General features: G+C 63.6%; 17 protein-coding genes and 1 pseudogene. 9 read left to right on the top strand and 9 right to left on the bottom strand.

The genetic code is table 11. The annotated features are described in order from the left end of the window. Positions 1–56: 56 nt before the first annotated feature. On the bottom strand, positions 57–2,054 hold the full coding sequence (locus tag NGR_RS11795; protein WP_012706674.1) for a methyl-accepting chemotaxis protein: 1,998 nt from the start codon (positions 2,052–2,054) through the stop codon (positions 57–59). Between the two features lie 321 nt (positions 2,055–2,375). Between NGR_RS11795 and rpmH the strand changes: the two genes are divergently transcribed. The 6 genes from rpmH (at position 2,376) to NGR_RS11765 (ending at position 7,274) form a co-directional block, all read left to right on the top strand. Beyond that, complete coding sequence (gene rpmH / locus NGR_RS11790) at positions 2,376–2,510, top strand: 50S ribosomal protein L34 (RefSeq protein WP_012706673.1); 135 nt, start codon at positions 2,376–2,378, stop codon at positions 2,508–2,510. Between the two features lie 20 nt (positions 2,511–2,530). After that, a complete protein-coding gene (gene rnpA / locus NGR_RS11785) occupies positions 2,531–2,929 on the top strand; it encodes a ribonuclease P protein component (protein ID WP_164924149.1) in 399 nt (132 codons plus the stop codon). Beyond that, positions 2,929–4,704 carry a membrane protein insertase YidC gene (gene yidC / locus NGR_RS11780; RefSeq protein ID WP_193377890.1) on the top strand — a complete coding sequence of 592 codons (1,776 nt, stop codon included), beginning with the start codon at positions 2,929–2,931 and terminating at the stop codon, positions 4,702–4,704. Before rnpA ends, yidC begins: the two co-directional genes overlap by 1 nt. A gap of 248 nt (positions 4,705–4,952) precedes the next feature. Further along, on the top strand, positions 4,953–5,885 hold the full coding sequence (locus NGR_RS11775; RefSeq protein ID WP_012706670.1) for a DMT family transporter: 933 nt from the start codon (positions 4,953–4,955) through the stop codon (positions 5,883–5,885). A gap of 56 nt (positions 5,886–5,941) precedes the next feature. After that, positions 5,942–6,595 carry a ribosome biogenesis GTP-binding protein YihA/YsxC gene (yihA, locus tag NGR_RS11770; protein ID WP_012706669.1) on the top strand — a complete coding sequence of 218 codons (654 nt, stop codon included), beginning with the start codon at positions 5,942–5,944 and terminating at the stop codon, positions 6,593–6,595. 139 nt (positions 6,596–6,734) lie between these two features. Next, positions 6,735–7,274 (top strand): DUF1269 domain-containing protein, encoded by a 540-nt coding sequence (locus tag NGR_RS11765; protein WP_012706668.1) that lies wholly within the window; start codon positions 6,735–6,737, stop codon positions 7,272–7,274. Positions 7,275–7,405: 131 nt separating this feature from the next. Here NGR_RS11765 and msrB read toward each other — a convergent pair whose 3' ends face one another. The 4 genes from msrB to NGR_RS11745 form a co-directional block, all read right to left on the bottom strand. After that, a complete protein-coding gene (msrB, locus tag NGR_RS11760) occupies positions 7,406–7,900 on the bottom strand; it encodes a peptide-methionine (R)-S-oxide reductase MsrB (RefSeq protein ID WP_164924576.1) in 495 nt (164 codons plus the stop codon). Between the two features lie 151 nt (positions 7,901–8,051). Further along, the gene (locus NGR_RS11755) at positions 8,052–8,609 is read right to left on the bottom strand and encodes a fasciclin domain-containing protein (protein WP_012706666.1); all 558 of its coding nucleotides are present in this window, start codon (positions 8,607–8,609) and stop codon (positions 8,052–8,054) included. Between the two features lie 192 nt (positions 8,610–8,801). Beyond that, positions 8,802–9,521 carry an anti-sigma factor gene (locus NGR_RS11750; RefSeq protein WP_012706665.1) on the bottom strand — a complete coding sequence of 240 codons (720 nt, stop codon included), beginning with the start codon at positions 9,519–9,521 and terminating at the stop codon, positions 8,802–8,804. After that, a complete protein-coding gene (locus NGR_RS11745) occupies positions 9,518–10,057 on the bottom strand; it encodes a sigma-70 family RNA polymerase sigma factor (protein ID WP_012706664.1) in 540 nt (179 codons plus the stop codon). The genes NGR_RS11750 and NGR_RS11745 overlap by 4 nt, the downstream gene beginning before the upstream one ends. A gap of 258 nt (positions 10,058–10,315) precedes the next feature. On the opposite strand from NGR_RS11745, the gene argB reads away from it, so the two are divergent. Next, positions 10,316–11,203, top strand: coding sequence for an acetylglutamate kinase (gene argB / locus NGR_RS11740; protein ID WP_012706663.1), 888 nt, complete (start codon positions 10,316–10,318; stop codon positions 11,201–11,203). Between the two features lie 181 nt (positions 11,204–11,384). Next, positions 11,385–12,587, top strand: a complete 1,203-nt coding sequence (locus tag NGR_RS11735; protein ID WP_012706662.1) for an integrase core domain-containing protein — start codon at positions 11,385–11,387, stop codon at positions 12,585–12,587. Positions 12,588–12,717: 130 nt separating this feature from the next. Here the strand turns inward: NGR_RS11735 and NGR_RS11730 are convergent, their stop codons facing one another. The 3 genes and pseudogenes from NGR_RS11730 to NGR_RS11720 all read right to left on the bottom strand — a co-directional run bounded on the left by NGR_RS11730 (position 12,718) and on the right by NGR_RS11720 (position 14,615). Further along, positions 12,718–13,494, bottom strand: coding sequence for an isocitrate lyase/PEP mutase family protein (locus NGR_RS11730; protein ID WP_164924147.1), 777 nt, complete (start codon positions 13,492–13,494; stop codon positions 12,718–12,720). Positions 13,495–13,537: 43 nt separating this feature from the next. After that, positions 13,538–13,690: pseudogene (locus NGR_RS11725) on the bottom strand (MGMT family protein); the annotation flags it as partial. Between the two features lie 10 nt (positions 13,691–13,700). After that, positions 13,701–14,615: a DMT family transporter gene (locus NGR_RS11720; RefSeq protein ID WP_012706660.1), complete on the bottom strand. Its 915-nt coding sequence runs from the start codon at positions 14,613–14,615 to the stop codon at positions 13,701–13,703. A 103-nt stretch (positions 14,616–14,718) separates the two neighbouring features. Here NGR_RS11720 and NGR_RS11715 point away from each other — a divergent pair, with 103 nt between their 5' ends. Beyond that, complete coding sequence (locus NGR_RS11715) at positions 14,719–15,432, top strand: pyrimidine 5'-nucleotidase (RefSeq protein ID WP_164924146.1); 714 nt, start codon at positions 14,719–14,721, stop codon at positions 15,430–15,432. 77 nt (positions 15,433–15,509) lie between these two features. Here NGR_RS11715 and NGR_RS11710 read toward each other — a convergent pair whose 3' ends face one another. Beyond that, entirely contained in the window at positions 15,510–16,409 is a 900-nt protein-coding gene (locus NGR_RS11710) for an LOG family protein (protein ID WP_012706658.1), read from the bottom strand. Positions 16,410–16,459 lie beyond the last annotated feature (50 nt).

Raw genomic sequence — 16,459 nt, 5'->3', positions numbered from 1 at the left:
CGCCGGCAGCGGCCGGCGGGCTCGTTGATTCTGCTCGGGTTTTGCCGAGCTGATGATCAGAATTCTTCCCAATCGCTGCGAGCGGCAGCGGCCGAACCGCCGCCGAAGGCGCGGGCCACCGTTCCCATCATGCGGCGGGCCGGCGAAGCGACCGGGCGGGCCGTCTCCCTGGCGGGGGTGATGGTCCTTGCCGGCTCGCGGTCGACCTTGAAATAGGTGATGAGGGTGGCGAGACCGTTGGCTTCGGCGGAGAGCTTGTGCGTCGCCGCATTCGCCTCCTCGACCATCGCGGCATTGCGCTGGGTCACCTGATCCATCTGGTTGACGGCGGTGCTCACTTCGCCAAGCCCTGTCGACTGCTCGCGCGCGGCGGTGGCGATCGAATGGATGTGGTCGTTGATCTTCAGCACCCGTGTCTCGATCTCGCCGAGCGCGGCGCCCGTCGCCTGGACCAGCTTGACGCCGGTCGCCACTTCGCTGCCCGACTTGGAGATGAGCCCCTTGATGTCCTTGGCGGCGCTGGCGGCGCGTTGGGCGAGTTCGCGGACCTCCTGCGCGACGACCGCAAAACCCTTGCCCGCGTCACCGGCCCGTGCCGCCTCAACGCCCGCGTTCAGCGCCAACAGGTTGGTCTGGAAGGCTATCTCGTCGATGACGTTGGTGATCTGGCCGATTTCGCTGGAGGCCTGCTCGATGCGCCCCATGGCGTCGATCGCGTTGCGGACGACGGAGGCGGATTCGGCGGCGTTTTCCTTCGCTTCCGTCACCATGATGGTCGCCTCGTGGGCCCGCTCGGTCGAGCTGCGCACCGCCGCGGTGATCTCGTCGAGGGCGGCTGAGGTTTCCTCGAGCGCGGCGGCCTGCTGCTCGGTACGCTTCGACAGGTCATCGGCGGCCGAACGCAATTCGGATGCATTGCCGTTGATCGAATCCGTCGCCGAGCGCACCTCGCGCATCGTCTTCTGCAGGGTCGTGAACGTCTCGTTGACATTCTTCTGCAGTTCGGCGAAGGCGCCCTGGAAGCTGCCGTCCATGCTCTCCGTCAGGTCGCCTGCCGCCAGGCTGGCGATCACCCGCCGTGTTTCGGCGATGCCGCTGTCGACGCTGCCGACCAGCTCGTTGACGCTCGCCGCGAAGCGGTTCAGGTCATCGTTGTCGTAATCCTTGCCGATACGCTGGGCGAAGTCGCCGGCGGCGGCGGCCGCGACGACGATGCCGATGCTCGACTGCAGGTCGGCGCTCTTTTCGCGCAGCGCCGCTTCCTGGGCATTGAGCTCGCGCACGGCAAGCCCGTTCTGCTTGAAGACTTCGACGGCTGCCGCCATGTCGCCGATCTCGTCCTTGCGCCCGGCAAAGGGCACGTCGACGGAGAGGTCGCCGCCGGCCAGCAGCTTCATCCTGCCGGTCAGATCGACGATCGGCCGGCTGAGATGATTGGTGCCGATATAGAAGGCCGTCCCGATACCGGCAGCCATGCCGAGGCCGGCGATGCCGAGGACGATGAGGACGACCGTCCTTTCGAAGGCGGCGATGCCATCGGTGATGGCCTGGAGGGACTCACGGTCGGCATCGACGACCACGTCGATCTCCGCCTGGAAGGCCTTGCGGTTGGCGCGATTGGCTTCGTTGTTGCCCTGCTCGTTGGCGGCCTGCGGCGAGACTTCGCGGCCGAGCCGGGCGGTTTCCGTGCGGAACGCCTTGAATTCCTCGGCCCGCTTGGCCACCGCGTCGAAGGCCGGCAGCCTGTCGGCCGGGACCAGCGGACGCCACTCCTTCAACAGCGCGTCGATCTTGCCGAGGTTCTTGATGATGCCCTCGGCGAAGGGGGTCGCCTTTTCGATCGTCGGCGCGGCATAGACCCCGCGCGATTCCATCACGACGGCCGTGACCAGACGATTGAGGCGCTCGCCCTTGAAGCTTCGTTCGGAGGCGTTCTGAAATTGGCCGAGCTCGTCGTTGTACTTCGATACGATCAGCAGCGACATGCCGGTGATGGCGACCGCCAGCAGGCTCATGATGCCAACGATCAGGTAGATCTTTCCGCGAATTCTCATTTCCTGCTCCCCTCCCCCGGCTACTCGCCCTTAGCGGGCAGAGGCGCAGGGCCTACACGTATTATTAAATGCTAAAGTACATGTGGTTAAGAAACCGCTCATTGGCCGCATCAAATTTCGTAGAGACATCCGGGAGATGGAGCGCCCGGTCCGGGCAGGGAGGCGGATGCCGTTCAGCGGGAATTGACTTTCCCGCGCATTTGTCCTTATAAGCCGCGCACGTCCGGTCAAGTCGCCCGAAGGCGGAGCTGCGTCCGGTAACGTAAACGCTCTTGCAATTTGCAAACCCAAGAAGGGCCGCACACCGCGGTATTTAAAAAAATGAAGCGTACCTACCAACCGTCCAAGCTTGTTCGCAAGCGCCGTCACGGCTTCCGTGCCCGCATGTCCACCAAGGGTGGCCAGAAGGTCCTCGCAGCCCGCCGGGCTCGTGGCCGCAAGCGTCTCTCGGCTTGAGCCGAAGCTGCCCGAAAGCATTGTTTGGGCACATGACGTCAGAAAAAGACAAGTCCACTGTCGGACGGCTGAAAAGCCGTCCGCAGTTTTTGGCGGTCAGGGCGGGAGAAGCCCGAAAAGGGCCGCACTTTCTCCTTGAAGTGCTTGACCGGAAGGATCCGGAGGGCGAGGCCCGCGTCGGCTTCACTGTTACCAAGAAACACGGCAATGCCGTCGAGCGAAACCGGATGCGCCGACGCCTCAAAGAGGCCGTACGGCTTTCCGCCGGGTTTGCAATGAAACCCGGACACGACTATGTGATTGTCGCCCGACGCGATCTCCTGAACGCGCCTTTTGACGCATTGACCCGAGGCTTGCAGGATCGCATCGAAAACAAGCCGAAACCGAAGCGGCCGCCGGCCGGTTCCAGGAAACCATGATGGAAAACAATCGCAATTATTTCGTGGCGATAGCGCTCTCGGTGCTGATCCTCGTTGCTTGGCAATACTTCTATGTCAATCCCAGGATGGATAAGGACCGGATCGCTGCGGAAAAAGCCCAGCAGACACAGCAGGTGCAGCCGCAGCAGGGAGGCCAGCAGCCCGCACCGGGCCAGGCACTTCCCGGTGGCGCCGTTCCCGGCGAAAGCCGTGACCAGGCGGTCGCCAAGTCTGCACGCGTCGCGATCGACACGCCGGCGCTGTCCGGTTCCATCAACCTGACCGGCGCACGCTTCGACGACCTGAAGCTCAAGGGCTACCACGAGACCGTCGACCCGAAGAGCCCGGTCATCACCCTCTTCAGCCCGGCGGAAACCGCGGACGGCTATTTCACCGAAATCGGCTATATCGGTAACGACGCGAGCGGCTCCGTACCTGGCCCGCAGACCGTCTGGACACTCTCCGGCGGCGAGAAGCTGACGCCGGCAACGCCCGTTACCCTCACCTACACGAACGACAAGGGCATCACCTTCGCCCGGACGATCTCGATCGACGAGAACTACATGTTCCAGGTCGTCGACAGCATCAAGAATGACGGCTCCGCGCCGGTTTCGCTTTCCTCCTATGGTCGCGTGACGCGCTTCAACAAGCCGACGACGCCGAGCATCTACGTGCTGCACGAGGGCTTCATCGGCGTCGCCGGCGGCAGCCTGCAGGAGGTCGGCTATTCGAAAATAGAAGAAAACCTGCCGGTTGAACCCGGCAAAACGACCGGCGGCTGGCATGGTATCACCGACAAATACTGGGCAGCGGCTATCGTCCCGCCGCAGGAGACGCCCTTCGACATCCGCTTCTCGCACTTCACCGATGGCCGCCCCCGTTTCCAGAGCGACTACAAGGGCGATGCGGTCACCGTCGCGCCCGGCCAGTCCGCGGAGGTCAAGAACCTCGTCTTCGCCGGCGCCAAGGAAGTCCAGGTTGTCGACACCTACACGACCGCTTACGCCATTCCAAAGTTCGAGAAGCTGATCGACTGGGGTTGGTTCTGGTTCATCACCCAGCCGATGTTCAAGATGATGGATTTCTTCTTCCGTCTGTTCGGCAATTTCGGCGTCGCGATCCTGGTCACCACGATCGTCGTCAAGCTGATCTTCTTCCCGCTCGCCAACAAGCAATATGCCTCGATGGCGAACATGAAGAAGGTCCAGCCGAAGATGGAGGAGCTGAAGAAGAAGTTCGGCGACGACCGCATGGGGCTGCAGCAGGCGATGATGCAGCTCTACAAGGACGAGAAGATCAATCCGCTGGCGGGCTGCTGGCCGATCCTCATCCAGATTCCGGTGTTCTTCGCACTCTACAAGGTGATCTACATCACCATCGAGATGCGCCATGCACCGTTCTTCGGCTGGATCAGGGATCTTTCCGCTCCCGACCCGACGACGATCGTCAACCTCTTCGGCCTGCTGCCCTTCGACGGGCCGGCCTTCCTGCATCTCGGCATCTGGCCGATCATCATGGGCGTCACCATGTTCCTTCAGATGCGCATGAACCCGACGCCGCCGGACCCGACCCAGGCAATGCTGTTCACCTGGATGCCGCTGGTCTTCACCTTCATGCTGGCGTCCTTCCCGGCCGGCCTGGTGATCTACTGGGCCTGGAACAACACCCTGTCGATCACCCAGCAGTCGATCATCATGAAGCGGCAGGGCGTGAAGATCGAGCTCTTCGACAATCTGAAGGGGCTGTTCACGAAGAGACCGAAGCCGGCGGAATAGCCGGCAGATACAGCGATTGCAAAGCCCTGGACTTCAAGTCCGGGGCTTTTTCGTCTCGGCGCCTTCGTGCGACATGCAGTGGCGTTGACGTCGCCGCGCTGCGCGGGCATCACGCGCTACTGCATGTCTCCTTAAATCGACTTCGGATTTAAGGACCAAGACATGCAGGAAATGCAGGCAGTCAAGGCGGCGACGACCTCTGTCCTTTCCAGCGGAGACGCAGCCGCACATGCTTCAGGACAATTGTCATGACGGACCCGTCGGCCACCTCCGCCTCGTTCGGCGCCAACGAAAAATTTGGCACCCTGCTCGTCTTCGGCTCGGCCTTCTTCTGGAGCTTCGGCGGCGCCATCGCGCGCTTCCTGCATATTTCCGACAGCTGGACGATCGTCTTCTGGCGCTGCCTGTTTGCCGGTCTCTTCCTGCTGGCGTTCATGCTCGTTCGTGACGGACCGCGCGGCACCGTGTCGCTCGTCAGGGGCATGGGCTGGCCGGGCGTTGCCGTCGGACTCTGCTTCACCACCGCCTCGACCTCCTTCATCATTGCCATTTCCTACACGACGATCGCCAATGTCGTTCTGCTCGGGGCCGGAGTGCCCCTGTTCGCCGCGCTGATGAGCTGGGTGCTGTTTCGTGAACGGGTTTCGCGTTTCACCTGGGGTGCGATCGCCGCCGTGATCTTCGGGGTGGCGATCATGGTGTCGGAGAGTCTGAACGGGTCGGTCTCGCCGGTCGGCGATGCGCTCGCGCTGCTTATCCCCGTCGTCTTCGCGCTTGCAACCGTGATCACCCGCCGCTACCCGCATGTGCGGATGACCCCGGCGACCTGCTTCGGCTGCTTTGCCGCCAGCGCCATTGCCGCAAGCCAGTCGTCCGACCTTTCGGTGACGCCGGGCGAACTCGCCCTGCTCTTCGCCTTCGGCGCCTTCAATCTCGGGCTTGGCATGGCGCTCTTCGTCACTGGCGCCCGGCTGGTGCCGTCGGCGCTTGCCGCACTGCTTGGCACGGCCGAAACCGTGCTCGCCCCCGTCTGGGTTGCCATCATTCACGGCGAGGTGCCGAGTGGCCGCACGATCGTCGGCGGCGTCTTCATCTTCCTGGCGCTGCTTGCCTATCTCTTCAATGAGTTCCGGGGCCAGCGGAACGGCCCCAGGCGGCCAGTTCGGACGCCGACACCTTGACATCCATTGCCAAAACCGGGAAGCCATGGGCTTTCTCGACAAGGGACCGACTACCGATGGCCGAAACCACCACAAAAGACGACAAGCCGCTGTTCGGCCGGCCGTGGATCTTCATCCGCGGCGTCCCGTCGATGAAGTTCCTGCCGCCCGAGGGTCCGGCCGAGATCGCCTTTGCCGGGCGCTCCAATGTCGGCAAGTCCTCGCTGATCAATGCGCTCGTCGGCCACAAGGGCCTCGCCCGCACCTCCAACACGCCCGGGCGCACCCAGGAACTCAACTATTTCGTGCCGGACGGCTATTCCGGCGAGGCCGATGACCTACCGCCGATGGCGCTCGTCGACATGCCCGGCTACGGCTATGCCCAGGCGCCGAAGGAACAGGTGGATGCCTGGACGAAGCTGGTCTTCGACTATCTGCGCGGCCGCTCGACACTGAAGCGCGTCTATGTGCTGATCGACGCCCGCCACGGCATCAAGAAGAACGACGAGGAGGTGCTGGCGCTTCTCGACAAGGCGGCGGTCTCCTACCAGATCGTGCTCACCAAGACCGACAAGATCAAGGCGGCCGGCGTGCCCAGGCTGATCGCCGAGACGCTCGACAAGATCAAGAAGCGGCCGGCCGCCTATCCGGAGGTCCTATCGACATCTTCGGAAAAGGGCGCCGGGATCGAAGACCTTCGCATCACGATCGAACAGGCGGTCGCGCGCTGAAGCTAGCGTGAGCAGCCTGCCGGCTGTCCGAAGGAGTCTGCCGTAATCTCTTTGACCCCTCACTTCCCGGACACGCCCGCCGCTCTATTTCCTGGCTGGCGACGCGGTGTTCGTCGCCTCAAGGTCAGAGGAGAGAGAGATGTCCGACTTGATTGTCATCGGTTTCGACACGCCGGAGGAGGCCGACCGGGTTCTCCTGAAGCTCCACAGCCTGAAGAAGGAATATCTGATCGATCTGGAAGACGCGGTGGTCGTGGTGCGCGACACCGACGGCAAGGTGCATCTGAAACAGAGTATCAATCTCCCCACGGTCGGTGCCGCCTCCGGCCTCCTGTCAGGCTCGCTCTGGGGCGGGCTGGTAGGGTTGCTTTTCCTGAACCCGCTCGCGGGCTTCGCGATCGGCGGTGCGATCGGCGCGGGTGCCGGAGCGCTATCCGGCTCGCTTGCCGACTACGGCATCGACGACGATTTCATCAAGTCGCTCGGCAGCACGATCCCGAACAACTCCTCCGCCCTTTTCATCCTGGTGCGCAAGGTGCAGCCTGAAAAGGTTCTGGCCGAACTTTCGGGGCTCCGCGGCCGCGTGCTGAAGACCTCGCTCTCACCGGAGCAGGAGCACAAGCTGCAGGCTGCCCTCTCCGATGCACAAACACCGTCGCCACCCGCCGGGACGTTTTAACTCAGCGGTCGCCCCTCATCCGGCCTGCCGGCCACCTTCTCCCCGCAAGCGGGGCGAAGGGGACTCGCGGCGGCGCTTTTGTCCCCTCTTCCCGTCAGAACGTCGTCAGAACGGGGAGAGGGCCCTTTCACTCACAATACCGGCGCAAAGGTCAGCGCGAGCCCGTTGATGCAGTGCCGCTTTCCGGTCGGCGGCGGTCCGTCGTCGAAGATGTGGCCGAAATGGCCGCCGCAACGCCGGCAATGGCATTCGGTTCTGGTCATGAACAGCGAATTGTCGTCGCGCTTGCCGATGGCGCCCGGGAGCGACTGCCAGAAGCTCGGCCAGCCGGTGCCGCTGTCGTATTTCGCCTCGGAGGAATAGACCGGCAGGCCGCATCCGGCACAGTGAAAGAGGCCGTTACGCTTTTCGCTGTTGAGCGCACTGCTGAAGGGCCGTTCGGTATCCTCCTGCCGGAGAATGCGGTAGCGCTCCTCGCTGAGCAGGCCGCGCCACTCTGCATCCGTCCTGGTGATTTCGAAGGTCTCGCCGCTTTTTGAAGCGCGTGCTGGCTGGGTGATCTCGCCTGCGGCCGCCAGGGCGGCGAGTGCCGCGCCGGATGTCAGGAAATTGCGTCGGCTCATCATCGGAAATCCTCCCGTCTGTGTCATCAGCGGCTCCTGAAATATGGGGTCCGCGCTCGACGCGGCAAAGGGAGACGGATCAAGCCGCAGCGAGCGTCGGTCCAAGGAACTGCCACCGGCCCGGGCAAGGCCGGGCCGGTGGCGTGGTAGCCCTTCAGCCTTTCGGCAGCAGGACCTTGTTGATCACGTGGATCACTCCGTTCGACTGCTTCACGTCGGCAATGGTGACCCAGGCGGTACTGCCGGTCTCATCGGTCAGGCCGATCTTGCCGCCGTCGGACCTGGCTTTCAGGATGCAGCCTCCGACCGTCTTGACGTCGTGCGCGCCGCCATCATCGGCGATCATTTTGGCGATCGCCGACGACATCGCATCGGCCGCCACGACGTGGCAGGTCAGGACCTTGGCGAGCTTGTCCTTGTTCTCGGGTTTCAACAGCATGTCGACCGTCCCGGTCGGCAAAGCACCGAACGCATCATCGGTGGGCGCGAAGACCGTGAACGGACCCTTGCCCTGCAATGTCTCGACAAGGCCGGCCGCTTTCACGGCCGCGACCAGCGTGGTGTGGTCCTTCGAGTTGACGGCATTCTCGACGATATTCTTTTCGGCATACATCGGCGCGCCGCCGACCATCGGGTTTTCCGCATGAGCGACGGTAGCGCCGACGGCAAGAATCGAGGCGAGAGCCGCCGAATGGAACACGGACCTGAACATCTTTTCTTCCCTTCCAGTTGCGATTGTTAGCGGGGGCCTTCGGAGGCACCCCGCCCAAATCGTCCGTTCCCTCCTTGGGAACACGACGAGCAACGGAAGGCGCGGAAAAAGAGTTTCAAGCCGCGCGCCCGATCTCTCTATCCGGTTGACAAACAAGACGAACTGGCCGCGCCATTGCAGGCTGGTGGAGCTTCACCGGCGGGTCGTGCCGAGTGCGATGACGGGGCCGGTGGCCGCGCCGGTCGGCGAGCCGCCTAAAGGCTCGAGGCTGACGGCGAGCGTCGAGCCTTCGGTGATCTTCGAGCGGACAGCCGGCGAAACGCGGATCTCGCCCTCACCGGACTGCGGCAGCACGCCGAGCGAGATGGCGGGGTCGCTGCCCTTGATCAGCCAGAGTTCCAGGGATTTCTCCTCGGCCTGCCGGGCAGCGACCGGCGTCACCCTCAGCCGCCCGGTTCCGATGTCGAACTGTGCAACGAGGGCGAGGCCGAGGCCGTTGCCTTGCCCCTGAAGTTCCGCGACAAGCGGCTTGCCGCCCTGACCGGCGCTGAAAAGCTCGAGCATGGAGATCCCGAGGACGGCGACGGCGGCAAGCGAGGCAATGGCCAGACTGCGCCAGAACGACAGCGAGTTCCAGAGGCCGGCAGACTTCTTGGGGCTCGCCGGGCTCTCGAAAACTCTACTCTCGATCGCAGCGAAGACATGCGGCGGCGGCGTGACCGGCTCATAGGCCATGTCGATGTGGGCGAGATTGCTTTGCCAGCGAACGACCATGGCGGCGAAATTGCGATCGGTTGCCATGCGCGCCTCGACCTGGCGGCGGTCCTCGGCAGACAGAACACCCAGCACGTATTCCCCCGCGATCACTTCGTCGCGGCGGGAATCCCCGCTTTCGGGCTTCTGGGTCGTCATCGTTCCATGCACTCTCTCAACTTCAGGAGGCTTCGCCTCAACCAGGTCCGCATCGTGTTGAGCGGTACCGCGAATATCTCGGCCAGCTCCTGGTAGCTCAATCCCTCGACATAGGCCCGACGAACCGCCTCGGCGCGGTCTGCCTCAAGCTCTTCGAGACAGGCCTCGATGCGCCTACCCTCCGACCGGATCACGGCCGATCTTTCCGGATCCAGAGCAGGATCAGCCAAATCATAGGCCTCGTCAATCGCGTTGGCGACGGGTTTCCGCGCCCGCAGGCGATCGATCGCCTGATTGCGGGCGATTGCAGCGAGCCACGACATCGGATGAGCCTCGCCGGCCAGGAAGCGGTCGGCGCGATGCCAGATCTTGACGTAGATATCCTGCAGCGCCTCTTCGGCTTCGCCGCGATCCTTGAGAATACGCAGGCAGATGCCGAAGAGTTTCGGGCTCGTCCGGCGATAGAGTGTAGCGAAGGCGTCACGGTCTCCCAGAGCCACGCGCCCGAGCAGCGTGGAGATCTCCTTGTCAGCCATGACGCATGCCCCTGGGCTTCATTGCGGACACCATAGGCCAGAAATCTCCGCGCAACCACCCTGCGGCAGCGCCCGATTTCAGACACGCAATGGACTCGCTGCCCCTCGAATTGCCGGCGCTCGGGCGCGACCGGCGGGTGCAATCCTGCGGCCGCCATCATTACGGCCCATTGTTGCGCCCGGATCATTCCATCCGGCGGAAAGTTGCGTTAGAGCCTTCCACACGAAACAGCAGCCGGCAATTTTCGAGGGTCCGCCATGTCCGCATCAGAGAGTGAAATCCAGGCACGCCTGCTCGCCCAGGCCCTGCCCTACATGCAGCGCTACGAGAACAAGACGATCGTCGTCAAATATGGCGGCCATGCCATGGGCAATCCCGAACTCGGACGCGCCTTCGCCAGCGATATCGCCCTCCTGAAGCAGTCCGGCGTCAATCCGATCGTCGTGCATGGCGGCGGCCCGCAGATCGGCGCCATGCTCAACAAGATGGGCATCGAATCGAAGTTCGAGGGTGGGCTTCGCGTCACCGACGAGAAGACCGTCGAGATCGTCGAGATGGTGCTGGCCGGTTCGATCAACAAGGAGATCGTCGCGCTCATCAACCAGACCGGCGAATGGGCGATCGGCCTTTGCGGCAAGGACGGCAACATGGTCTTCGCGGAAAAGGCGCGCAAGACCATCAAGGATCCGGATTCCAATATCGAACGCATCCTCGATCTCGGCTTTGTCGGCGAGGTAGTCGAAGTGGACCGTACGCTTCTCGACCTGTTGGCGCGCTCGGAGATGATCCCGGTAATCGCCCCGGTCGCCCCCGGCCGCGACGGCCATACCTACAACATCAACGCCGATACTTTCGCGGGCGCCATCGCCGGCGCGCTCAATGCGACGCGCCTTTTGTTCCTCACCGACGTTCCGGGCGTTCTCGACAAGCAGGGCAATCTGATCAAGGAGCTGTCGGTCGCGCAGGCGCACGCGCTGATCGCCGACGGCACGATTTCCGGCGGCATGATCCCGAAGGTCGAGACCTGCATGGAGGCGATCAAGGCGGGCGTGCAGGGCGTCGTCATCCTCAACGGCAAGACCGCCCATTCGGTGCTGCTCGAGATCTTCACCGAGCGCGGCGCCGGTACGCTGATCGTGCCGTAAGGGAACGGCCCCACGTCGCTCTCCCGCTCAAATTGCCCCTCTCCTCGGGTTTAACCCGAGGACTAGCCCTCTCCCCGTTTTGGCGGGGAGAGGGGACTGAAACTGTCCGAACCGGATAGATTGGTAACAGAACGGACCGTTTACATAGGTGACAGTTCTCTAGATGCCGGGAGGACCGGCGATGGTTTGGAGAGAGACTGGCATCATGGAGGAGCGGCTGAAGTTTGTTGCGGCATGTTTGTCCGGCGAGGAGACGATGGCTGGGCTTTGCGCGCTCTACGGGATATCGCGCAAGACGGGCTATAAATGGCTGAGACGCTTTCAGCTGCGCGGTCCTGCGGGGCTGGAGGATCTGCCGCGAGCACCACTTAACCACGGGCGGGCGACGGCGGCAGAGCTGGTGGAGCGGATCGTGGCGGAGAAGGAAGCGCATCCGCTATGGGGTCCGAAGAAGATCGTTGCGCGGCTGGCGCGACAGGACCCGGCGACGGCTTGGCCGTCGGCTTCAACGGCGGGAGCGATCCTTAATCGGCACGGGCTGGTCGGGCGGCGGCGCGCCCGGTGGAAGGGGGCCGGCAACGGCCCTTGGCCGGAGCCGGCGATGCCAAATGCGGTATGGACGGGCGACCACAAAGGCTGGTTCACGACCCGCGACGGCTGGCGCTGCGAACCGCTGACGGTGATGGATGTCAAAAGCCGTTATCTGCTGGCGCTGGAGGCGACCGGCTCGACCGGTGACGAAGAGGCCTGGCCGGTGTTCGAGCGGCTGTTTGACGAGCATGGCCTGCCCGACCGCATCAGGACCGACAACGGTCCGCCCTTCGCGGCGGCCGGTGTCACCGGACTGACGCCGCTATCCCTACGCTTCGTGCGGCTGGGGATTACGCTGGAGCGCATTGCGCCAGGTAAGCCGCAGCAAAACGGAAAGCACGAGCGCTTCCATCTGACCATGCTGCCGCTGGCAAAAGCGCCGGCAGCCGACCGGGCCGCGCAGGCCGAAGCCTTCGAAGCGTTTCGGCGTGAGTACAATGAGGAGCGACCGCACGAGACGCTCGGCATGGACACGCCGGCCGAGCACTACCGGGCATCGACGCGCAAAATGCCGGTCAGCCCTCCGGAACCCGATTATCCGGCCGAGGCCGCGGTGCGCAAGGTGCGCCACAACGGCGCCGTCAAATGGCAGGGCGCGGAGATTTACGTCTCGGCCACGCTGGTCGGAGAGGTGGTCGCCATTGAGGAGACGGAGAGCGGCGAATGGGCGATGCGCTTCTACGCCCATCGCCTCGGCTTTATCGACGAGAAACGCGGCAGGCTCGTCCGCAAAACCGTCTTGCAACCCCGACCAGCCGTCGGTCTTGCGGACGAGCTACGGGAAGAACTGTAACCCATGTATCCGGTTCAATGTGTTACCCACCTATCGGCTGGACAAAACGGCGCGGCAAGTCCCTTCTCCCCGCCTGCGGGGAGAAGGTGCCGGCAGGCGGATGAGGGGCAAATCAGTCTCCTCGGCCGGGCTACGTCCCAGCGCTCCCGTAAACCTTCTCCGCCTCCCCCTTGAGCCATGCGGTCATTGCCCGATAGGGGAACGGTCCATAGCTGACGCGGCCGACGCCGGCGGCGGCAAGGGTCGCGAGATCCGGAGCACCCGGCTTCATCATCACGTTCACCGGCAAAGCCGATTGAGCGCAAAGCTTGCCGATCAGTTCGGCATCGGCAAGCCCCGGCGCGAAGAAGCCGCTGGCCCCCGCTTCGGCATAGGCCTTGGCACGCGCGATCGCATCGTGCATCAAACCCGGATGGCGCGCCGCGTCGCTTTCCTGCAGGAACAGGTCGGTACGGGCATTGATGAAAAGCGGGACGCTCTGGCGTTCCCCCATCTCGCGGATCGCCCGGATGCGGGCCGCCTGCTTGCCGATCGGATGGACCCCGCCCTTGCCGACGACCTGATCCTCGAAGTTGATGCCGATCGCGCCCGCATCGATCAGTTGCGCCACATTGGCGGCCCCTTGGGCCGGGTCCTCCGAATAGGCGCCCTCGAAGTCGACCGACAGCGGCAGGTCGGTCGCCGCGACGATCTCGCGGGCGATCTCGACCAGCAATTGCAGCGGAATCTTCTGCCCGTCGCCGAAGCCGTGCGCGGCCGCCACCGACCAGCTTCCGGTGGCGAGCGCCCTGGCGCCGGCCTCGGCCACGCAGCGGGCGCTGCCGGCGTCCCAGATATTGTATAGCACGATCGGGTCACCCTTGCGGTGCAGCGCTGCAAAGACGCGCGCCCTTTCCTCCTGATTCATCGCATCTCCTCCGTGAAAAGCCCGACAGGTCTCATCTTGCCCTCGTGCCATTCGCCCTCGCCACGGCACGCACCGCCTGCATGGTACCGTCTTCTCGCGCAATGTCGCTATAGGATCGTGTCTCGCCAACCGGTATTTGCATCAGTCTCGCCCATACCTGTCGCGATTTTCGGGCGCCTATTTTGAGAGGCTGCCGGGATCGCCGCCTAAAGGACCAGCAGCATCACGACGCCGAGCACGATCAGCAGGCATCCGACGAGTTCGAGCCGGTTGATCCATTCGCGGAAGATGAAGAAGGACGAGGCGAAGGTGAAGATCATCTCGACCTGCGCAACGACCTTGACGATCGCCGCCTGCTGCAGCGTCATCGCCATGAACCAGCCGAAGGACGCGGACGAGCCGACGAAGCCGACGACGAAAGCGGGCTTCCACGCCGAACCAATGCGCTTCAGTTCGTCGGGCTCGCGTGCGACGATCCAGAGGAGCATGACGGCGGTCTGCAGCAGGATGACGAAACCGAGCGTGAAGCTCGCCTGCATCATGAAGTCAGGCGCGGGCAGGCTGGGTGCCAGCGCCAGCGAAGCCGAGCGGTAGGAAACCGCGGAGAGCCCGAAGAAGGTGCCGGAGAACAGGCCGATCGCGGCGGTAGGGCTGAAGACCGAAGTCAGCAGCGAGCGGGTGCTGAGCGTCGTGCGGGCAACGGAAATCAGCATGACGCCGACCACCGAGATGGCGATCGCCACGAGCGTCCCCTGGCTTGCCTTCTCACCGAGGAAGATCAGCCCGAAGAGCGCCGCCTGGGCCGGCTCGGTGCGGGAATAGGCGGTTCCGACAGCGAAGTTGCGGAAGGAGAACAGGTGCACGAGCAGGAATGTCGCGGCGATCTGCGCCATGCCGCCGACGGCAGCCCAGAGGAAGAAGGTCGCGTTCGGCACCGGCAGCGGGTGGCCGGCGACGCGCCAGAGCATCAGAAGGTAGAGGAGCGCGAAGGGAAGTCCGAAGCCGAAGCGCACGAAGGTGGCGCCGGTCGTCCCCATGGCACCCTTCAGGTGCTTCTGCATGGAGGAGCGGATATTCTGCAGAAAGGCGGCGGCGACGGTGATGAGAACCCAGGTTTCCATCTTTGCCGGCTAGCACGCGCGGGGAGGACAATCCATCGGCAAGCGGATGAGCCCAAGAAATAAATCCGTTTTCCTCGCCGGCGCGCCATGTCATAAGGCGGCCATGAAAAAGCTCGACCGCCTGCCGACCCGCGAAGAATTTGCCCATGTCACCGACTGGGTCTTCGATCTTGACAACACGCTTTACCCGCATCACGTCAATCTCTTCGCGCAGATCGACAAAAACATGACGGCCTATGTAGCCGAACTCCTGTCGCTCGAGCCGGCGGAAGCGAAGAAACTTCAAAAGGAATATTACCGTGATCACGGCACCACGCTCCAGGGACTGATGATCCACCACGGCATCGACCCGAACGATTTTCTCGAAAGGGCGCATGCGATCGACTACAGTGTCGTGCCGGCCAATCCCGATCTCGGCGATGCGATCAAGGCGCTCCCCGGCCGCAAGTTCATCTTCACCAACGGCAGTGTCGCCCACGCGGAGATGACGGCGCGCGCGCTCGGCATCCTCGACCATTTCGACAACATCTTCGACATCGTCGCCGCCGGTTACCTGCCGAAGCCGGCCGGCGATACCTATGACAAGTTCATGAGCCTGCACCGCGTCGACACGCAGCATGCAGCGATGTTCGAGGACCTGCCGCGCAATCTGCTGGTGCCGAAGGCGCTCGGCATGAAGACGATCCTCCTGGTGCCGCGCAATCTCGAATATGAATTCGCGGAAGCCTGGGAGACCTCCAGCGACGCGGACGAGCAGATCGACTACGTCACCGAGGATCTGGCCGGCTTCCTGCGGCGGGTGGTGGCGGAGGCGTGATCGGCCACTGAAGAGGGTGCAAATGCCCCTCCCTACAGGTGGGAGGGGTTGGGGAGGGGTCTTCGTTCGTCCGTTGATTACCGCCGGCCGGAGGCCATCGGCACCGATCGCGGATCCACCGTTTCGTAAAAACGGGCGATGATCTCCCAAGCCTCTTCGGCGGTTTCGACGAAATGCACGAGATCGATATCGTTCGGCGCGATCGTGCCGAACTCGGCAAGCGCCTCGAAATTGATGATCGAGCGCCAGAATTTCTCGCCGAACAGAACCAGCGGTACGAGCGCCAGGCGGCCGGTCTGCATCAGCGTCATGGTCTCGAACAGCTCGTCGAGCGTCCCGAAGCCGCCCGGGAAGACCGCCACCGCCTTGGCGCGCAGCAGGAAATGCATCTTGCGGATGGCGAAATAGTGGAAGTTGAAGGAGAGTTCGGGCGTGACGTAGCTGTTCGGCGCCTGCTCGTGCGGCAGAACGATGTTGAGGCCGATCGACGGCGCGCCGACATCCGCAGCACCGCGGTTTCCGGCCTCCATGACGCCCGGCCCGCCGCCGGTAACGATCACATATTCCTTGTGGCCGAGCTTGGCGGACTGCTCGGAACAGAGCCGCGCGAACTTGCGGGCTTCGTCGTAATAGACCGAGGCCGCTTCCAGGTTCTTGCGCTGCGTCTCGTTCTTGGCCGCCCAGGCCTCGCCGCCCGGTTCGGGAATGCGCGCGCCGCCGAACATGACGACGGTCGAGTTGATGCCGCGCTCCTCGAGCATCATCTCCGTCTTCAGGAGCTCGAGCTGCAGGCGCACCGGCCGCAATTCCTCCCGGCAGAGGAAATCATCGTCAATATAGGCGAGCCGGTAGGTCGGGGAGGCCGATTGCGGCGTCAGGGGAACGGTCGAGGCGCGCTGCCTGCTTTGCGAGCTGTCTGCCAGCGGATCCCAGACACCGCCCTTGCCGCGCAAACTGCGCTTCTTCATGCGTCCCATAATTCTCCGTCCCGTCGCGTTCCGAACAGCCGGCATCTCGTCCGGACACG

Origin of the sequence: Sinorhizobium fredii NGR234, assembly GCF_000018545.1 — a bacterium.
Lineage (GTDB): Bacteria > Pseudomonadota > Alphaproteobacteria > Rhizobiales > Rhizobiaceae > Sinorhizobium > Sinorhizobium fredii_A.
Note: the sequence above shows the minus strand (reverse complement) of the source record. Positions and strands in the feature narration are given on the sequence as shown.